General features: G+C 73.0%; 13 protein-coding genes and 1 pseudogene. 9 read left to right on the top strand and 5 right to left on the bottom strand.

Annotation, left to right across the window (positions count from 1 at the left end):
- Window positions 1–14 precede the first annotated feature (14 nt).
- Window positions 15–2,051 (top strand): bifunctional aldolase/short-chain dehydrogenase, encoded by a 2,037-nt coding sequence (locus ABIQ69_RS15880; protein WP_350348092.1) that lies wholly within the window; start codon window positions 15–17, stop codon window positions 2,049–2,051.
- Window positions 2,048–3,514 (top strand): rhamnulokinase family protein, encoded by a 1,467-nt coding sequence (locus ABIQ69_RS15885; RefSeq protein ID WP_350348093.1) that lies wholly within the window; start codon window positions 2,048–2,050, stop codon window positions 3,512–3,514. Before ABIQ69_RS15880 ends, ABIQ69_RS15885 begins: the two co-directional genes overlap by 4 nt.
- A gap of 31 nt (window positions 3,515–3,545) precedes the next feature.
- Here the strand turns inward: ABIQ69_RS15885 and ABIQ69_RS15890 are convergent, their stop codons facing one another.
- Complete coding sequence (locus tag ABIQ69_RS15890; RefSeq protein WP_350348094.1) at window positions 3,546–4,082, bottom strand: hypothetical protein; 537 nt, start codon at window positions 4,080–4,082, stop codon at window positions 3,546–3,548.
- 52 nt (window positions 4,083–4,134) lie between these two features.
- Here ABIQ69_RS15890 and ABIQ69_RS15895 point away from each other — a divergent pair, with 52 nt between their 5' ends.
- From ABIQ69_RS15895 to ABIQ69_RS15915, 5 genes and pseudogenes are all read left to right on the top strand, one after another.
- A complete protein-coding gene (locus tag ABIQ69_RS15895) occupies window positions 4,135–5,073 on the top strand; it encodes a 2-hydroxyacid dehydrogenase (RefSeq protein WP_350348095.1) in 939 nt (312 codons plus the stop codon).
- 52 nt (window positions 5,074–5,125) lie between these two features.
- Window positions 5,126–6,118 (top strand): serine hydrolase domain-containing protein, encoded by a 993-nt coding sequence (locus ABIQ69_RS15900; protein WP_350348096.1) that lies wholly within the window; start codon window positions 5,126–5,128, stop codon window positions 6,116–6,118.
- A 149-nt stretch (window positions 6,119–6,267) separates the two neighbouring features.
- On the top strand, window positions 6,268–7,371 hold the full coding sequence (locus tag ABIQ69_RS15905) for an NYN domain-containing protein (protein ID WP_350348097.1): 1,104 nt from the start codon (window positions 6,268–6,270) through the stop codon (window positions 7,369–7,371).
- A gap of 111 nt (window positions 7,372–7,482) precedes the next feature.
- Window positions 7,483–8,202, top strand: coding sequence for an FCD domain-containing protein (locus ABIQ69_RS15910; protein ID WP_350348098.1), 720 nt, complete (start codon window positions 7,483–7,485; stop codon window positions 8,200–8,202).
- Window positions 8,203–8,225: 23 nt separating this feature from the next.
- A pseudogene (locus ABIQ69_RS15915) lies at window positions 8,226–9,479 on the top strand (alpha-hydroxy acid oxidase); the annotation flags it as partial.
- Window positions 9,480–9,784: 305 nt separating this feature from the next.
- Here ABIQ69_RS15915 and ABIQ69_RS15920 read toward each other — a convergent pair.
- Both ABIQ69_RS15920 and ABIQ69_RS15925 read right to left on the bottom strand, forming a co-directional pair.
- Window positions 9,785–10,300, bottom strand: a complete 516-nt coding sequence (locus tag ABIQ69_RS15920) for a hypothetical protein (protein ID WP_350348099.1) — start codon at window positions 10,298–10,300, stop codon at window positions 9,785–9,787.
- A 2-nt stretch (window positions 10,301–10,302) separates the two neighbouring features.
- A complete protein-coding gene (locus ABIQ69_RS15925; RefSeq protein ID WP_350348100.1) occupies window positions 10,303–10,650 on the bottom strand; it encodes a hypothetical protein in 348 nt (115 codons plus the stop codon).
- Window positions 10,651–10,852: 202 nt separating this feature from the next.
- On the opposite strand from ABIQ69_RS15925, the gene ABIQ69_RS15930 reads away from it, so the two are divergent.
- Window positions 10,853–11,389 (top strand): alpha/beta hydrolase, encoded by a 537-nt coding sequence (locus tag ABIQ69_RS15930; protein WP_350348101.1) that lies wholly within the window; start codon window positions 10,853–10,855, stop codon window positions 11,387–11,389.
- Window positions 11,390–11,455: 66 nt separating this feature from the next.
- Here ABIQ69_RS15930 and ABIQ69_RS15935 read toward each other — a convergent pair whose 3' ends face one another.
- The gene (locus tag ABIQ69_RS15935) at window positions 11,456–12,043 is read right to left on the bottom strand and encodes a dihydrofolate reductase family protein (RefSeq protein WP_350348102.1); all 588 of its coding nucleotides are present in this window, start codon (window positions 12,041–12,043) and stop codon (window positions 11,456–11,458) included.
- Between the two features lie 73 nt (window positions 12,044–12,116).
- Here ABIQ69_RS15935 and ABIQ69_RS15940 point away from each other — a divergent pair, with 73 nt between their 5' ends.
- A complete protein-coding gene (locus ABIQ69_RS15940; protein ID WP_350348103.1) occupies window positions 12,117–12,689 on the top strand; it encodes a TetR family transcriptional regulator in 573 nt (190 codons plus the stop codon).
- A gap of 40 nt (window positions 12,690–12,729) precedes the next feature.
- On the opposite strand, the gene ABIQ69_RS15945 is transcribed toward ABIQ69_RS15940, so the two are convergent.
- On the bottom strand, window positions 12,730–15,033 hold the full coding sequence (locus ABIQ69_RS15945) for a glycoside hydrolase family 3 C-terminal domain-containing protein (protein ID WP_350348104.1): 2,304 nt from the start codon (window positions 15,031–15,033) through the stop codon (window positions 12,730–12,732).
- Window positions 15,034–15,041 lie beyond the last annotated feature (8 nt).

The following is a 15,041-nucleotide window of genomic DNA, read 5'->3' on the forward strand; positions in this document are numbered from 1 at the left end:
TCGAAGGAACTCCCATGACGAACCAGGCCGCCGCCGACCTCATCGCCCGGTCGAACCGCCTCGGCGCAGATCCGAAGAACACGAACTACGCCGGCGGCAACACGTCGGCGAAGGGCATCGAGACCGACCCGGTCACCGGGGAGCCCGTCGAGCTGCTCTGGGTGAAGGGCTCGGGCGGCGACCTCGGCACGCTCACCGAGCAGGGCCTCGCCGTGCTCCGGCTCGACCGGCTCCGCGACCTGGTGAAGGTCTACCCCGGCGTCGACCGCGAGGACGAGATGGTCGCGGCGTTCGACTACACGCTGCACGGCAAGGGCGGCGCCGCGCCGTCGATCGACACCGCCATGCACGGCCTCGTCGACGCCGCGCACGTCGACCACCTGCACCCCGACTCCGGCATCGCGATCGCGACCGCCGCCGACGGCGATGAACTGACCGCGAAGATCTTCGGCGACAAGGTGGTCTGGGTTCCCTGGCGCCGCCCCGGCTTCCAGCTCGGCCTCGACATCGCTGAGATCAAGGCCGCGAACCCGCAGGCGATCGGCTGCATCCTGGGCGGCCACGGCATCACGGCCTGGGGCGACACCTCCGAGGAGTCCGAGCGCAACTCGCTCTGGATCATCGACACCGCCGCGGCGTACATCGCCGAGCACGGGAAAGCCGACCCGTTCGGCGCCGTCGTGCCCGGCTTCGAGCCGCTGCCCGAGGCGGAGCGCCGGGCGAAGGCCGCCGCCCTCGCCGCGACGATCCGGGGCCTCGCGAGCCACGACCGCCCCATGGTGGGCCACTTCACGGATGCCCCGGAGGTGCTCGACTTCCTCTCGCGCAGCGAGCACCCGCGCCTCGCGGCGCTCGGCACGAGCTGCCCCGACCACTTCCTCCGCACGAAGGTCAAGCCGATGCTGCTCGACCTGCCGGCGGAGTCGTCGGTCGAGGAGAGCATCGCGCGGCTGCGGGAGCTGCACGAGGCGTACCGGGCCGACTACCAGGCGTACTACGACGCCCACGCCACGCCCGAGAGCCCGGCGATCCGCGGCGCCGATCCGCTCATCGTGCTGGTGCCGGGCGTCGGCATGTTCAGCTTCGGGGCGAACAAGCAGACCGCGAGGGTCGCCGGCGAGTTCTACCTCAACGCGATCAACGTCATGCGGGGCGCCGAGGCCCTCTCGACCTACTCCCCCATCAGCGACGCGGAGAAGTTCCGCATCGAGTACTGGGCGCTCGAGGAGGCGAAGCTGCAGCGCATGCCGAAGCCGAAGCCGCACGCCACGCGCATCGCGCTCGTCACCGGCGCGGCCTCCGGCATCGGCAAGGCCATCGCCACCCGGCTCGCGGCGGAGGGTGCGTGCGTCGTCATCGCCGACCTCGATCTCGAGAAGGCGCAGGCGGCGGCGGCCGAGCTCGGCAACGCCGACGTCGCCATCGGCGTGCAGGCGAACGTGACGGATGCCTCGGCCGTGCAGCGCGCGATCGACGAGGCGGTGCTCGCGTTCGGCGGCCTCGACCTCCTGGTGAACAACGCCGGGCTCTCGCTGTCCAAGCCGCTCCTCGAGACGACCGAGGCCGACTGGGACCTGCAGCACGACGTCATGGCCAAGGGCTCGTTCCTGGTGTCGAAGGCGGCGGCCAAGGTGCTCATCGAGCAGGGCCTCGGCGGCGACATCGTCTACATCTCCTCGAAGAACTCGGTGTTCGCCGGCCCGAACAACATCGCCTACTCGGCCACGAAGGCCGACCAGGCCCACCAGGTGCGCCTGCTCGCCGTCGAGCTCGGCGAGTACGGCATCAAGGTCAACGGCATCAATCCCGACGGCGTCGTCCGCGGCTCGGGCATCTTCGCGAGCGGCTGGGGCGCCAACCGCGCCAAGACGTACGGGATCCCCGAGGAGGACCTCGGCAAGTTCTACGCCCAGCGCACGATCCTGAAGCGCGAGGTGCTGCCCGAGCACGTCGCGAACGCGGTGATCGTGCTCACCGGGCCCGAGCTCAGCCACACCACCGGCCTGCACATCCCGGTCGACGCCGGCGTCGCGGCCGCGTTCCTTCGATGAGCGGGGGCGCGGGCGGCGCGGGCCGGGCGGGCGTCGTCGCGGCGGTCGACCTCGGCGCTACGAGCGGACGCGTCATCGTCGGACGCGTCGACGGCCGGGGTGCCGGCAGCCTCGCGCTCGAACAGGTCGCCCGCTTCCCGAACGGCCCGGTGCGCCTCGCCTCGGGCCTGCACTGGGACCTCACCGGGCTCGTCCGCGAGGTGACCGGCGGCCTCGGGGCGGCGCTTCGCGCCGAGCCCGGCCTCGCCTCCATCGGCATCGACTCCTGGGCGGTCGACTACGGGCTGCTCCGCGGCGAGCGCCTGCTCGGCGAGCCGTTCCACTACCGCGACGACCGCACGGAGGCCGGCGTGCGCGCCGTGCACGCCGTCGTGCCGTTCGAGGAGCTGTACCGCCGCAACGGACTGCAGTTCCTGCCGTTCAACACGCTGTACCAGCTCGCCGCGGAACGGGAGCACGGATGGCTCGGCCTCGCCGACTCGCTCCTGCTGGTGCCCGACCTCATCGCGTTCCAGCTCACGGGCGCAACCGTCGCCGAGCGCACGAACGCGTCGACGACAGGTCTGCTCGGCGTCCGCTCGCGCGAGTGGGACGACGAGCTCATCGAGCGGCTCGGGCTCGAGGCATCCGTGTTCCCGCATCTCGTGTCGCCCGGCGACCGCATCGGCGCGCTCACGCCGGCCATGGCACGCGAGATCGGCGCGACCCGGTCGCCAGAGGCCGTCGCGGTGGGCTCGCACGACACGGCGTCCGCCGTCGTCGCCGTGCCGATGCGAGCCGAGTCGGCCGCCTACATCTCCTGCGGCACGTGGGGGCTGGTGGGGGTCGAGCTCGCGGAGCCGGTGACGAGCGATGCCGCGCGCGAGGCGAACTTCACGAACGAGGGCGGGGTCGACGGGCGCGTCAGATTCCTGCACAACGTCATGGGCCTCTGGCTCCTGTCGGAGTCGGTGCGGTGGTGGGAGCGGGAGTCCGGCCGGCCGATCGACCTGCCCGCGCTCCTCGCGGAGGCGGCGGCGGTCACCGGTCCCGTCAGCGTGTTCGACGTGGACGACCCGAGGTTCATGGCCCCCGGCGATCTGCCCGGGCGCATCGCCGAGTGGTGCGTCGAGCACGAGGTGCGGGCGCCTGGCACGCGGGCGGAGTTCGCCCGGACGATCGTGGAGAGCCTCGCCGACGCGTTCGCCCGCACGGTCCGCACCGCCTCGGTGCTGTCGGGCGTCGATGTCGACACCATCCACCTCGTCGGCGGCGGGTCGCTCAACGAGCTGCTCTGCCAGCGCACGGCGGACCGTGCCGAGCTGCCCGTGCTCGCCGGCCCCGTCGAGGCGACCGCTATCGGCAACGTGCTCGTGCAGGCGAGGGCGCAGGGACTCGTCGCGGGCGACGCAGACCTCGAGGCGCTGCGTGCGATCGTCGCCCAGGCGTACCGCCCGGTGCGGTACGAGCCCCGCAGCCGGTGACGTGGCCGGCGAGTCAGTGCTCGTGCGCGGGTCAGTGCCCGTGCGCGAGCTGTTGCAGCAGCACGACCACGCCGCCCAGCGCGACCAGCGCACCGAGCGCGACCAGCTGCTTCCACCAGGCGACCCTGGTGCGCCGCACCGCGACGTAGCCGATGAGCCCGAGCGTCGCGAGGTAGACGATCGACGCGGCGCGCAGCGCGCGGTCGAGCTCGAAGACGCCGGCCCACGCGAGCGCGAGGAGCAGCAGCGGCACTGCCACCGAGCCGATGGCGCTCGCCGAGACCCGCACCATGCGGCCCGCCTCGGCGCGGCCGGGGAAGGCGGAGTGCACGGCCAGATGCGCGACGACCTCGGCCACGAAGCCGGCGGCCGTGATCGCGACGATGCCCACGAGGAGCGTGACGGTCGCGCGCGCCGGGCTCACGTGCTCGACGTTCGCGTGCTGCACCAGCACGATGGCGAGGCCCGTGAAGGTCGCGTAGACCCGCTCCTTCAGCGCCTCGGCGCGCTCTTCGGCCGGCCGCTCGGAGCGACCCGTCCGGCGCGACCCGCGCCCCTCCCCGGTCATGCGGCCAAGCTAGCAGCGGGCCGGCGACGGAAGCATCCGCAAGGATGAGGTCATGACCGATCGTCCGCTCGTCGTCTCCCTCCCCGGCCAGGCCCTTCGCGATGCACTCGAGGCGACCCCCGGCGGGGTGCCCGACGGCGTCGAGCTCCTCACGTGGGACCTCGACTCGCCGGCGCCGCGCGAGCACCTCGATCTCGTGGTGCCGCCCTACATGGGCGCGTCGAAGCGACTGGGCGCCCTCGCCGGGGTGTCCACCGGGCTCGTGCAGTCGCAGTCGATCGGCTACGACGACGTGCCGGGCGCCCTGCCGCCGGGCCACATCTACGCCAATGCCGCCTCGGTGCACGAGACCTCGACCGCCGAGCTCGCGCTGGCGCTCACCCTCGCCGCGCAGCGCGGCATCCCCGACTTCGTGCGCGCCGCCGACCAGGGCCGATGGGCGCCGGCCCGGCACGCGAGCCTCGCCGACCGGCGGGTGCTGCTCATCGGCTACGGCGGCGTCGGGCGTGCGATCGAGGAACGCCTCGCGCCGTTCGAGGTCGAACTGACCCGGGTGGCGCACCGCGCGCGCGACGACGAGCGCGGACATATCCACGGCATCGACGAGCTCGACGCGCTGCTGCCCTCCGCGGAGATCGTCGTCGTGGTGGTGCCGCTCACCGACGACACGACCGGCCTCGTCGACGCCGCCTTCCTCGCGGCCCTGCCCGACGGCGCCCTCGTGGTGAACGTCGCCCGCGGCAAGGTCGCCGACACCGACGCGATCCTCGCCGAGGCGCGGTCCGGTCGTCTGCGCTTCGCGCTCGACGTCACCGAGCCCGAGCCGCTGCCCGAGGGACATCCACTGTTCGCGCTGCCGAACGTGCTCGTCTCGCCGCACGTCGGCGGCGCGACGACCGCGATGATGCCGCGGATGGCGCGCCTGCTGCGCCGCCAGATCGAGCGGATGCTCCGCGGCGACGAGCCGCTCAACGTCGTGTACCGGTCGTAGCCGCACCCGCCTCGCGGTCCCGTCTGCCGCCCGCCTGTCCCGAAAGGAAGCCATGCCCGCCTTCGATCACGCCTTCGACTGGGTCCGCCGCCACACGATCGAGGGTCCGCTGCCGACGGCCGTGCTCGGCATCGCCACCGCGGACGGCATCGTGGCGCTCGACGCGTTCGACGGTCGCGGCGGGCAGACGACCTCGGTCGACGACCACTACCCGCTCTTCTCGATCACGAAGCCGATCGTCGGCCTCGCGGCGCTCACCCTCATCGAGGCGGGCCGGCTGCTGCCGACGACGCCGCTCGCGTCAGCAGTGCCCGGCTTCGGCACCGGCCGCGCCGATGAGGTGCAACTGCGCCACCTCGTGAGCCACACCTCGGGCATCGTGGAACCGCCGATGGACACCCCCGGCCTGCGGCGGCTGCTGCTCGCACCCGGGCGCGACTTCGCGGCCGGCACGGTGTCTCGCTACTCGACGATCGCGTTCGAGGGCGTGGCCGCGCTCATCGAGCACGCGTCGGGCGCGCCGTGGGAGGAGCGCGTCGTCGAGGTGGCGCGCCGAGCGGATGCCCCGGGCGTGACGTTCGACTGGACGTCGAGCCGGCACGACCCGGTCGGGGCGGCCGAGCAGGACATCGACTGGGACCGCATGAAGCGCCTCCGCCACCCAGGTGCCGGGCTCTTCGCCACCGCGGCGGACCTGCTCGCGCTCGGTGCCGCGCTGCTGCGCGACGACGGGTCCGTGGTCTCGCGCCTCACGGTCGAGGCGATGCGGCGCCCCCTCACAGCCGGCCTGCCGAAGCTCGATCCCTACCCCGCTGAGCGCGGCCAGGACTGGGGCTTCGCGTGGAACCTGCGCCACTCGGCGCCCGGGCTCCTCGCGAGCGACTCGTACGGCCACGGCGGCTGGGCCGGCACCGAGTTCTGGATCACCCCGTCGCTCGGCATCTGCTTCGTGCTGCTCACCAACGTCGGCGGCGGCATCGGCCGGCTCGGCCTCGACGCAGACGAGCTGCACAACGCCGTGGCGGCCGCGGCGAGCGCGGGCTGACCCGGGCCCGTGCCAGGCGCCGCGGCGCACGTGCGGCCGCGCAGGCCTTGGCGCCCGACCGGCCGCACCCGCGCAGAGGCCGGACCCGGCGAGCCCTCGAGCGCCGCCGAGACCAGCTGCCGCTCGGGCGTGCGGCGTAGGCTCGGGGCATGGCCGCACAGGCAGAACCCCGCGTCGCCCTCTACTTCGACTTCGACAACATCGTCATCTCCCGCTACGACCAACTGCACGGCGACGGCGCGTACCGCAAGGACACGTCGCGCAGCAAGGCGCCGACCACCGGCACGAAGACCGCCGAGCGGCTGACCGAGGCCACCGTCGACATCGACGCCGTGCTCGACTTCGCCGCCACGTTCGGCACGATCGCCATCGCCCGCGCCTACGCCGACTGGTCGACGCCCGTGAACGCGAGCTACCGCGGCCAGCTGATCGACCGCGCGGTCGACCTCGTGCAGCTGTTCCCGCTGTCGGCGACCAAGAACGGCGCCGACATCCGGCTCGCCGTCGACGCCGTCGAGGACATGTTCCGCATCGACGACCTCACCCACATCGTGATCGTGGCGGGCGATTCCGACTACGTCGCGCTCGCGCAGAAGGCCAAGCGCCTCGGCCGCTACGTCGTCGGCATCGGCGTCGCGGGCGGCACGAGCCGGGCGCTCACCGCCTCGTGCGACGAGTTCGCCGACTACGACGCGCTGCTCGCGACGGATGCCGCCGTCGCCGACGACGAGCCGGCCGCTCCGCCGCAGGCGGCGGCATCCGTTCGCGGTCGCGCCAAGCAGGCCGCGGCGACGGATGCCCCGGCTCCCGAGCCCGCGGCAGCGGAGGCGGCGCCCGCTCCCTCGCGCCGGCGACGCGCGTCGTCGAAGTCGGTGGCCGACGCTCCCGCCGCGGAAGAGATGCAGCCGCCCGCGGCCGAGGAGGCGCCCGTCGGCGCGACCGGCGCACGACGTGCCGCGTCGACGGCCGTGACGTTCGTCGCACCGGGTCAGGAGGCGGCGGCCGCACCCGCGCACCCGACGCGGAACCCGGGGCGGCTGCTGCTGAAGGCGCTGGAGTTGCTCCGCGCGAAGACCGACCAGGAGTGGCAGCCGACCGGCGCGGTGAAGAACCAGATGCTGCGGATGGACCCGTCGTTCCAGGAGCGCCGGCTCGGATTCGCCTCGTTCACCGACTTCGTGCGCTCACGCGCGGGCGCGATCGAGCTCGACGAGGCGGGCAACCGGATCCGCATCCACCCGAAGAAGTCCTGACCCGCGCCGGCCCGAGGCCTGCCGGACGGCGCCCTCCCTCGCGCACCCTTGTGGTCTGACCACACCTGCTAGTGTGGTCAGACCACATCGGCGCGGCGGAGAGGACGAGGCATGCCCGGCGACACCCCCGACGCGCCCGGCCGCGCGTGGCAGGCGGTGCTCGAACACGTCGAAGCGCGCCTGCTCTCAGGCGACCTCGCCCCCGGCGACCGCCTTCCCGGCGAACGCGCCCTGTCGGCCGAGCTCGGCGTGGGCCGCTCGAGCGTCCGCGAGGCGCTGCGCGTGCTCGAGGCCATGGGACTCATCCGCACCGCCGCCGGCTCCGGCCCGAGCGCCGGCGCCATCATCATCGCCACGCCCGGCGGCGCGATGGGCGCCCTCATGCGACTGCAGGTGGCCGCGCACGGCTTCCCCGTCGACGACATCGTGCGCACCCGGCTGGTGCTCGAGGCATCCGTCGCCGACGATCTCGCCCGCGCACACCCGAAACCAGACCTCTCGGCCGCCGACCTGCTGCTCGACGCCATGGACGACGGGGCACTGACACCCGCCGAGTTCCTCGCCCTCGACGCGCAGTTCCACCTCGCGCTCGCGGAGGCATCCGGAAACCAGGTCATCACCGCCACGATGGCGGGCCTCCGCAGCGGCATCGAGGGATACGTCCTCGCCGGCCACGACCGCATCGCCGACTGGCACGAGACGAGCGCACGACTGCGCGGCGAGCACCGCGGCGTCGTCGCCGCGATCCGCGAGGGGGATGCCCCGCTCGCCCGCACCCGCATCCACGACCACATCTCCGGCTACTACGCCGAGATCTCCCCCGACCGCTGACCCCGAACCACAGGAGCAGACCCATGGCGACGCCGCGCTATCCGAAGGTGCAACGACAGTTCCCGAAGCCCGCCGAGGTCTTCGAGCTGATGAAGTTCAAGACGCCGACGCTGAACCCCACCGACCGGCGCCTCGAGCGCGCCCTCACGATCGCCGACCTCCGCGCCATCGCGAAGCGGCGCACGCCGAAGGCCGCATTCGACTACACCGAGGGCGCCGCCGAGGGCGAGCTCTCGCTCGCCCGAGCTCGGCAGGCGTTCCAGGACGTCGAGTTCCACCCGTCGATCCTGCGGAACGTCCCCGTCGTCGACACCACGCGCGAGGTGCTCGGCGGCACCAGCGCCCTTCCGTTCGGCATCGCGCCGACCGGCTTCACCCGGCTCATGCAGACCGAGGGCGAGACCGCCGGTGCCGGCGCCGCCGGAGCGGCCGGCATCCCGTTCACGCTGTCGACCCTCGGCACGACGTCGATCGAAGGCGTGAAGGCGGCCAATCCGACCGGCCGCAACTGGTTCCAGCTCTACGTCATGCGCGACCGCGAGATCTCGTACGAGCTCACCCGCCGCGCCGCCGCCGCGGGCTTCGACACCCTGTTCTTCACGGTCGACACGCCCGTTGCCGGTGCGCGCCTCCGCGACAAGCGCAACGGCTTCTCCATCCCGCCGCAGCTCACCCCGGGCACGATCGTGAACGCCATCCCGCGGCCGGCGTGGTGGATCAACTTCCTCACCACGCCGAAGCTCGAGTTCGCGTCGCTGTCGACCACCGGCGGCACCGTCGGCGAGCTCCTCGACGCGGCGATGGACCCGACGATCTCCTTCGACGACCTCGACATCATCCGCGGCATGTGGCCGGGCAAGATCGTGGTCAAGGGCGTGCAGACCGTCGAGGACGCGCGGCTGCTCGCCGACCGCGGCGTCGACGGCATCGTGCTCTCCAACCACGGCGGGCGCCAGCTCGACCGTGCGCCGATCCCGTTCCACCTGCTGCCCGACGTGGTCCGCGAGGTCGGCTCCGACCTCGAGGTGCACGTCGACACGGGCATCATGAACGGCGCCGACATCGTCGCCTCGATCGCACTCGGTGCCCGGTTCACGCTCATCGGCCGTGCCTACCTCTACGGCCTCATGGCCGGCGGGCGCCGCGGCGTCGACAAGACCATCTCCATACTGCGCTCGGAGATCGAGCGCACGATGAAGCTGCTCGAGGTCGCGACCCTCGACGAGCTCGGCCCGCAGCACGTCACCCAGCTCGCCCGGCTGCAGCCCATCGCCCGGCCGGTGCAGGCGGCCGCGGAGCTGGCGACTGAGGCGAAGCCCACGACGGTCCGTACCCCGCGTCCCGCAGGGACCGCGGCGAAGGCGGCGTCGAAGCGCACCTCGACGAAGCCGGCGGCCGCCGCCGAGGCCCCCACGACGGCGAAGCGCACCGCGGCGAAGCCGGCGGCCGCGAAGGCGCCGACGACCGCGAAGCGCACCGTGCCGAAGACCGCTGCAGCGCGGACCAGCTCCCGCACGCAGTCCGCACCGGAGGGCTGAGCTGCCCGGGTCGCCCGCCACGAGCGGCGCGACCCGAAGACGGCTCAGTCGCGGCGGGCCTCCCGCTGCGTCCGCTCGACGCGCTTCCTGAGGTCCTTCGCCCGTTCGGCGTCGGTCGGGGCGGCGATCGCCTGACCGACCGTGTGCACGGCGGCGGACTTCGCCATCTTCTGCACCTGCTTCGCCTGCGCGCGGCGCCGCTTCAGCAGCTTCGCCCGAGCCTTGGCCCGCTCGACGGCGTCCGCGTCGGCCCGAGCTCCGTCTGCGCCGGCTCGGCCGCGCCCGCCGGGCGGGCGGGGGCCGGCCCGCAGAGACATCCGCTCCAGGCGTCGCGCCGATCGGGCCGCACGGCGGGCGGCACGTCGCGGGGATGACCGTCGCTCGTCGCGGGCGGCGCGGAGGTCGAGCGCGGCCTCATCGGCGGCGGCCTCGAGCCGTGCCCGGGCGACGGTGCGCTTGGGCAGGTGCTTGGCGAGCTTCCGCGCCTCCCGTTCCGCCGTCTTCGCGGCGGCGATGGCCCGCTTGGCATCCCGGCGCTCTTCGCGCGTCCCGGCCGCCATCGTCACGCCCCATCGATGAGTTCGAGCAGCCGCTTGGCGGCATCCCGGATCTCATCGTGGTCGAACTGGCCGGCCCGGCTCTCGAGGGAGATCACCGCGCACCGGTGCACCCTCCGGAAATCCCCGTACGGGAACGAGTACGCCTGTTTCGTCTCGTCGTTCTCATCGTCGTCGATGCCGAGGTGCCAGTGCCGGTACTCGGTCCACCCCTCGCGCTCGATGAAGTCGTTCTCCTGGTCCGCGCTGGGCGCGTCTTCACTCCAGTCGTCGCGCTCGTCGCGCACGACCTTGCCGTCGCGCACGAGGCTGCGGGCGTGCCGCAGCGCCGTCTCGTTCAGCCGGATCGCCATCGCATCTCCTCTCGTCGGCAGTTCTTCCGGTCTACGTGACGGCGGCTGCGCGCGGCAAGGGGTTGCGCGAGTGGCGTGAGCGCGACGATGGCCGGATGTCGCGGGCCCGACGATGGCCGGATGTCGCGGGCCCGAGGCGCGATCTGACGTCCATTGCGGGCGGCGCCGTCGGCAGGATGAGCTGACGACAGAGGGAGACGACATGATCGGCGTGGTGGTTCCGGGGATCGACGGCTCGGGCGAGACGCACTGGCAGACCTCGTGGGAGCGTGCCGAGCCCGAGTTCACGAGGTTCGCGCCGTCATCGTGGAGCGAGCCGGAGCGCGACGACTGGCGCCTGGCCCTCGCCGCGGCGCTCACGGCCGCCGGACCCCGGGCGATCGTCGTGGCGCACAGCCTCGGATGCCTCGCCGCGGTCGATGCGCTGCTCGACCGGCTGCCCGCGGCTGGGGCGTTCCTCGTCGCGCCGCCCGACGTCGATGGGCCGGCCTACCCCGAGGCTGCGGCGTCGTTCCGGGGCATCCGGCTCGCGCGGCTCGACGTGCCTGCCCTCGTCGTCGCGAGCGACGACGACCCGTTCAGTTCCTCCGCGGCGACCGCGCGGTTCGCCGACGCGATCGGGGCGGGCGTGGTCTCCGTCGGCCGATTCGGGCATCTGAATGCGGCGAGCGGACTCGGCGACTGGCCGGAGGGGCGGCGCCTGCTCGCCGCCTTCGCGATCGGACTCGGGGCGGACTGAGCGGACGGCCGTCGGCCGGCCCGCCTCGACGAGGGGGCCGGCCGGACAGCCGGTCGGTCGAACCCGTCAGCCGGCCCGGCGCACGTACTCCGAGATCACGACGCCGGACTCGTACGCCGTCGTCTCCACCGCGTCGAACCGCTGCGGGTCGTAGGCGCCGGGGGCGAAGAGCGGGATGCCGGAGCCGAAGAGCATCGGCTGCCGCTTGAGCACGAGCCGGTCGATCTCACCGAGGAGCTGCGTGGCGAGCTGGCCGCCGCCGCAGAGCCAGATCGCTCCGCCCTCCTCCGACTTCAGACGCTGCACGACCGCGAGCGGGTCTTCGTCGGTGACGACGAGGTTCGGCCGCTCGCCGAGGTCGTCGTCGAGGTGCGATCGCGTGAACACGATCTGGTCGAGGTGCCGGTAGGGGCTCGTCGCGCCCATGGGCAGGCCGACAGCGTAGGTGTTCCACCCCATGAGCACGGTGTCGAAACTGCCGCCCGACTGGTCGATGCCGAGTGCGGCAGCGGCGTCGGTGGGCACGGCGTCGCCGAAGCGCGCGTTCTGGGCTTCCATGTGGTCGCCCTCCATGAGGAAGCCGTCGAATTCGCCGTCGGGCCCGGCGATGTACCCGTCGAGGCTGACGGCGACGTAGTACACGAGTTCTCGCATCTGATTCCTATCCACGACTGATGTAGTGATTGAAGACTACAACATGTGTAGTGGATGCCGCTACCATCGGACCATGGCCAAGAACGAGGAACGCCGGCGTGCGCTCGCCGATGCCGGGCTCACGGTGCTCGCGCGAGAGGGCTCGCGCGGGCTCACCCACCGCGCCATCGACGAGGAGGCCGGCGTGCCGACCGGTACCGCCTCCAATTACTTCCGCAGCCGCGACGCCCTCATCGCGGGCCTGGTGGAACGCATCGGCGAGCGCCTCGCGCCGACGCCGGACGATCTGGAGCGGCGAGCATCCGAGCCCCCGAGCCGGGCCCTCTTCACCGAGTACCTGCGCGACATCGTGCGCCGGCTGAGCGAGCAGCGCGAGGTCACGCTCGCCCTCTTCGAGCTCCGGCTCGAGGCCGGGCGGAGCCCCGAGGTCGGCGCCACGCTGGGCGCGCTGCTGCGCGCCGGCTTCGACGCCGACGTCGCGTTCAATGAGGCCGCGGGCCTCCCGGGCGGGCGGGCGGAGATCGCCCTCTTCCACTACGCGATCGACGGCTTGCTGCTCGACCGGCTGACGACCTCGATCGATCCGGCCGCCTCGACCGACGACATCGTCGACGCCCTGGTCGCGGGACTCCTGCCGGAGGGCTGAGCTCCCCGGCCGGCCCGACCGATCGAAACGACCCGCCCGGTCAGGCGCCCCGCCCGGCGTTGGCCGCCTGGATCAGCTGTTCGATCTGCTCGATGGTCACCGGCACGCCCGGGAACGACACCAGGCGCCCGATCGGGAACGACGCCATCATCTTCGCCATCGCCTCGTCGGTGACCGTGTCCCCGTCGACCGCGCTCGCGCCGAAACCCGACATCGCCTGCTGCACGATGGGCCCGGCGACCGGATCGGCCATGAGGTCACCCACCGACGATTCGAGCGTGAGCGGCAGGCGCACGTCGTCGCCCGCGACGTCGACGGAGGCCGTGAGCCGGATGTCGCGGCTCGACGCCCCGACCGCGACGGTGTAGGTCCCACCTTCGACGACCCAGCGATCGACGCGGATGTCCCAGTACGCGAGGTCCTCCCGGCGAATGCGGAGCCGGACCTCGCGGGACTCGCCGGCCTCGAGTGCGACGTTCGCGAACGCGGCGAGCTCACGCGGAGCCCGCTGCATCCGCGAGCCGGCGAGGCCGGTATACGCCTGCACGACCTCACGTCCGGCGCGGTCGCCGGCGTTCGTGACCGTGACGCGCACCCCGATGCCGTCGGCGTCGGCCGTCGCCGAGGCATCCGCGTACTCGAACGTCGTGTACGACAGACCGTGCCCGAACGGATAGCGCACGGCCTGCTCGCGCGCGTCGTACCAGCGGTAGCCGACGAACAGCCCCTCGCCATAGCGCACGTGCCCGAACTCGCCGGGGAAGTCGAGGAACGCGGGGGCGTCCTCCAGCCGCAGCGGGATCGTCTCGGCGAGCCGGCCCGACGGGTTCACCCGGCCGAAGAGCACGTCGGCGATCGCGCCGCTGCCGGCCTGGCCGCCGAGCCATCCCTCGACGATCGCCGGCACGTGGTCGGCGAACGGCAGCTCGACGACGCCGCCGTTCGCGAGGACGACGACGACGTTCGGGTTCGCCTCGCGAACGGCGTCGAGCAGGGCGAGCTGGCGGGCGGGCAGCCGCAGGTGCTCACGGTCGAAGCCCTCCGACTCGGCGGCGGACGGGAGCCCGAGGAAGGCGAGCACGACGTCGGCGCCGGCCGCCGCGGCCACCGCCTCGTCGACGAGGGCGCGCTCCCCCGGGGCATCCCCCTCGGCGTCTGCGCCGGCCCCGTCCAGCGTGAAGCCCGGAGCGAAGACGACGCGACCCTCGCCTGCGATGGCCTCGATCTCGGTCAGCGCGTCGTCGAGCCGGGTGGGCGTGATGAGCGACGAGCCGGCCCCCTGGTAGCGCGGCGTGCGCGCGAACTCCCCGATCACGGCGATCCGGCGGCCTTCGGCGAGCGGCAGCAGGCCGCCGTCGTTCTTCAGCAGCACCGCGCCGCGGGCCGCTGCCTCGCGGGCGAGCGCGTGGTGCGCATCGACGTCGTACGTCGCCGCGGGGTCCGCACCGGCGACAGCCTTCCCCACCAGCTCCACGACGCGACGGGCCGCGAGGTCGAGCGTGGACTCCGCGAGCCGGCCATCGCGCACCGCGTCGACGAGCTGCGCGTCGGTGCGACCGTTCGAGGCCGGCATCTCGAGGTCGAGCCCGGCCGGCAGCCCGGCGACGCGGTCGTTCACGGCGCCCCAGTCGGAGACCACGAGCCCCTCGAAGCCCCACTCGTCGCGCAGCACCCGGGTGAGCAGCCACGGGTCTTCGCTCGTATAGACCCCGTTCAGGCGGTTGTACGAGCACATCACCGTCCACGGCTGCGCCTGCTCGACCACCCGCTGGAACCCCCGCAGGTAGATCTCGCGGAGCGGACGGGGGTCGACGTCGCTCGACACGCGCATGCGGTCGTGCTCCTGGTTGTTCGCGGCGAAGTGCTTCAGCGACGCCCCCACCCCTTGCGATTGCAGACCCTCGACGAGCGCGGCGCCGAGCACGCCCGAGACCAGCGGGTCTTCGGAGAGGTACTCGAAGTTCCGCCCGCAGAGGGGCGACCGCTTGATGTTGATGCCGGGGCCGAGGAGCACTCCGACGCCCTCGGCCTTCGCCTCCTCGCCGAGCGCTCGGCCGATGCGCTCGACCAGCTCGGGGTCGAACGTCGAGCCGAGCGTCACCGCGGGCGGGAAGCACGTCGCCGGCACGCTGTCGGCGAGACCGAGGTGGTCGGCGCTGCCGCGCTGGAGGCGCACGCCGTGCGGGCCGTCGGTGAGCACGATCGAGGGGATGCCGGCGCGGTCGACCGGCTTGGTCGTCCAGAAGCTCGCGCCGCTCGTGAGCGACGCCTTCTCCTCGAGGGTGAGCCCGGCGACGATCTCGGCGGAGGTCCGGGCGGTCGGGTCTGCGGCAGGCCGGTTCATGGCTGATC

It is taken from the genome of Agromyces sp. G08B096, assembly GCF_040267705.1.
In the GTDB taxonomy this organism is placed as follows: Bacteria; Actinomycetota; Actinomycetes; order Actinomycetales; family Microbacteriaceae; genus Agromyces.

Coding starts and splice junctions, on each gene's coding strand:
- ABIQ69_RS15925 (WP_350348100.1), bottom strand. CDS start 10,650: ATGGCGATCCGGCTGAACGAGACGGCGCTGCGGCACGCCCGCAGCCTC.
- ABIQ69_RS15890 (WP_350348094.1), bottom strand. CDS start 4,082: ATGACCGGGGAGGGGCGCGGGTCGCGCCGGACGGGTCGCTCCGAGCGG.
- ABIQ69_RS15900 (WP_350348096.1), top strand. CDS start 5,126: ATGCCCGCCTTCGATCACGCCTTCGACTGGGTCCGCCGCCACACGATC.
- ABIQ69_RS15910 (WP_350348098.1), top strand. CDS start 7,483: ATGCCCGGCGACACCCCCGACGCGCCCGGCCGCGCGTGGCAGGCGGTG.
- ABIQ69_RS15905 (WP_350348097.1), top strand. CDS start 6,268: ATGGCCGCACAGGCAGAACCCCGCGTCGCCCTCTACTTCGACTTCGAC.
- ABIQ69_RS15935 (WP_350348102.1), bottom strand. CDS start 12,043: ATGCGAGAACTCGTGTACTACGTCGCCGTCAGCCTCGACGGGTACATC.
- ABIQ69_RS15885 (WP_350348093.1), top strand. CDS start 2,048: ATGAGCGGGGGCGCGGGCGGCGCGGGCCGGGCGGGCGTCGTCGCGGCG.
- ABIQ69_RS15945 (WP_350348104.1), bottom strand. CDS start 15,033: ATGAACCGGCCTGCCGCAGACCCGACCGCCCGGACCTCCGCCGAGATC.
- ABIQ69_RS15940 (WP_350348103.1), top strand. CDS start 12,117: ATGGCCAAGAACGAGGAACGCCGGCGTGCGCTCGCCGATGCCGGGCTC.
- ABIQ69_RS15895 (WP_350348095.1), top strand. CDS start 4,135: ATGACCGATCGTCCGCTCGTCGTCTCCCTCCCCGGCCAGGCCCTTCGC.
- ABIQ69_RS15920 (WP_350348099.1), bottom strand. CDS start 10,300: ATGGCGGCCGGGACGCGCGAAGAGCGCCGGGATGCCAAGCGGGCCATC.
- ABIQ69_RS15880 (WP_350348092.1), top strand. CDS start 15: ATGACGAACCAGGCCGCCGCCGACCTCATCGCCCGGTCGAACCGCCTC.
- ABIQ69_RS15930 (WP_350348101.1), top strand. CDS start 10,853: ATGATCGGCGTGGTGGTTCCGGGGATCGACGGCTCGGGCGAGACGCAC.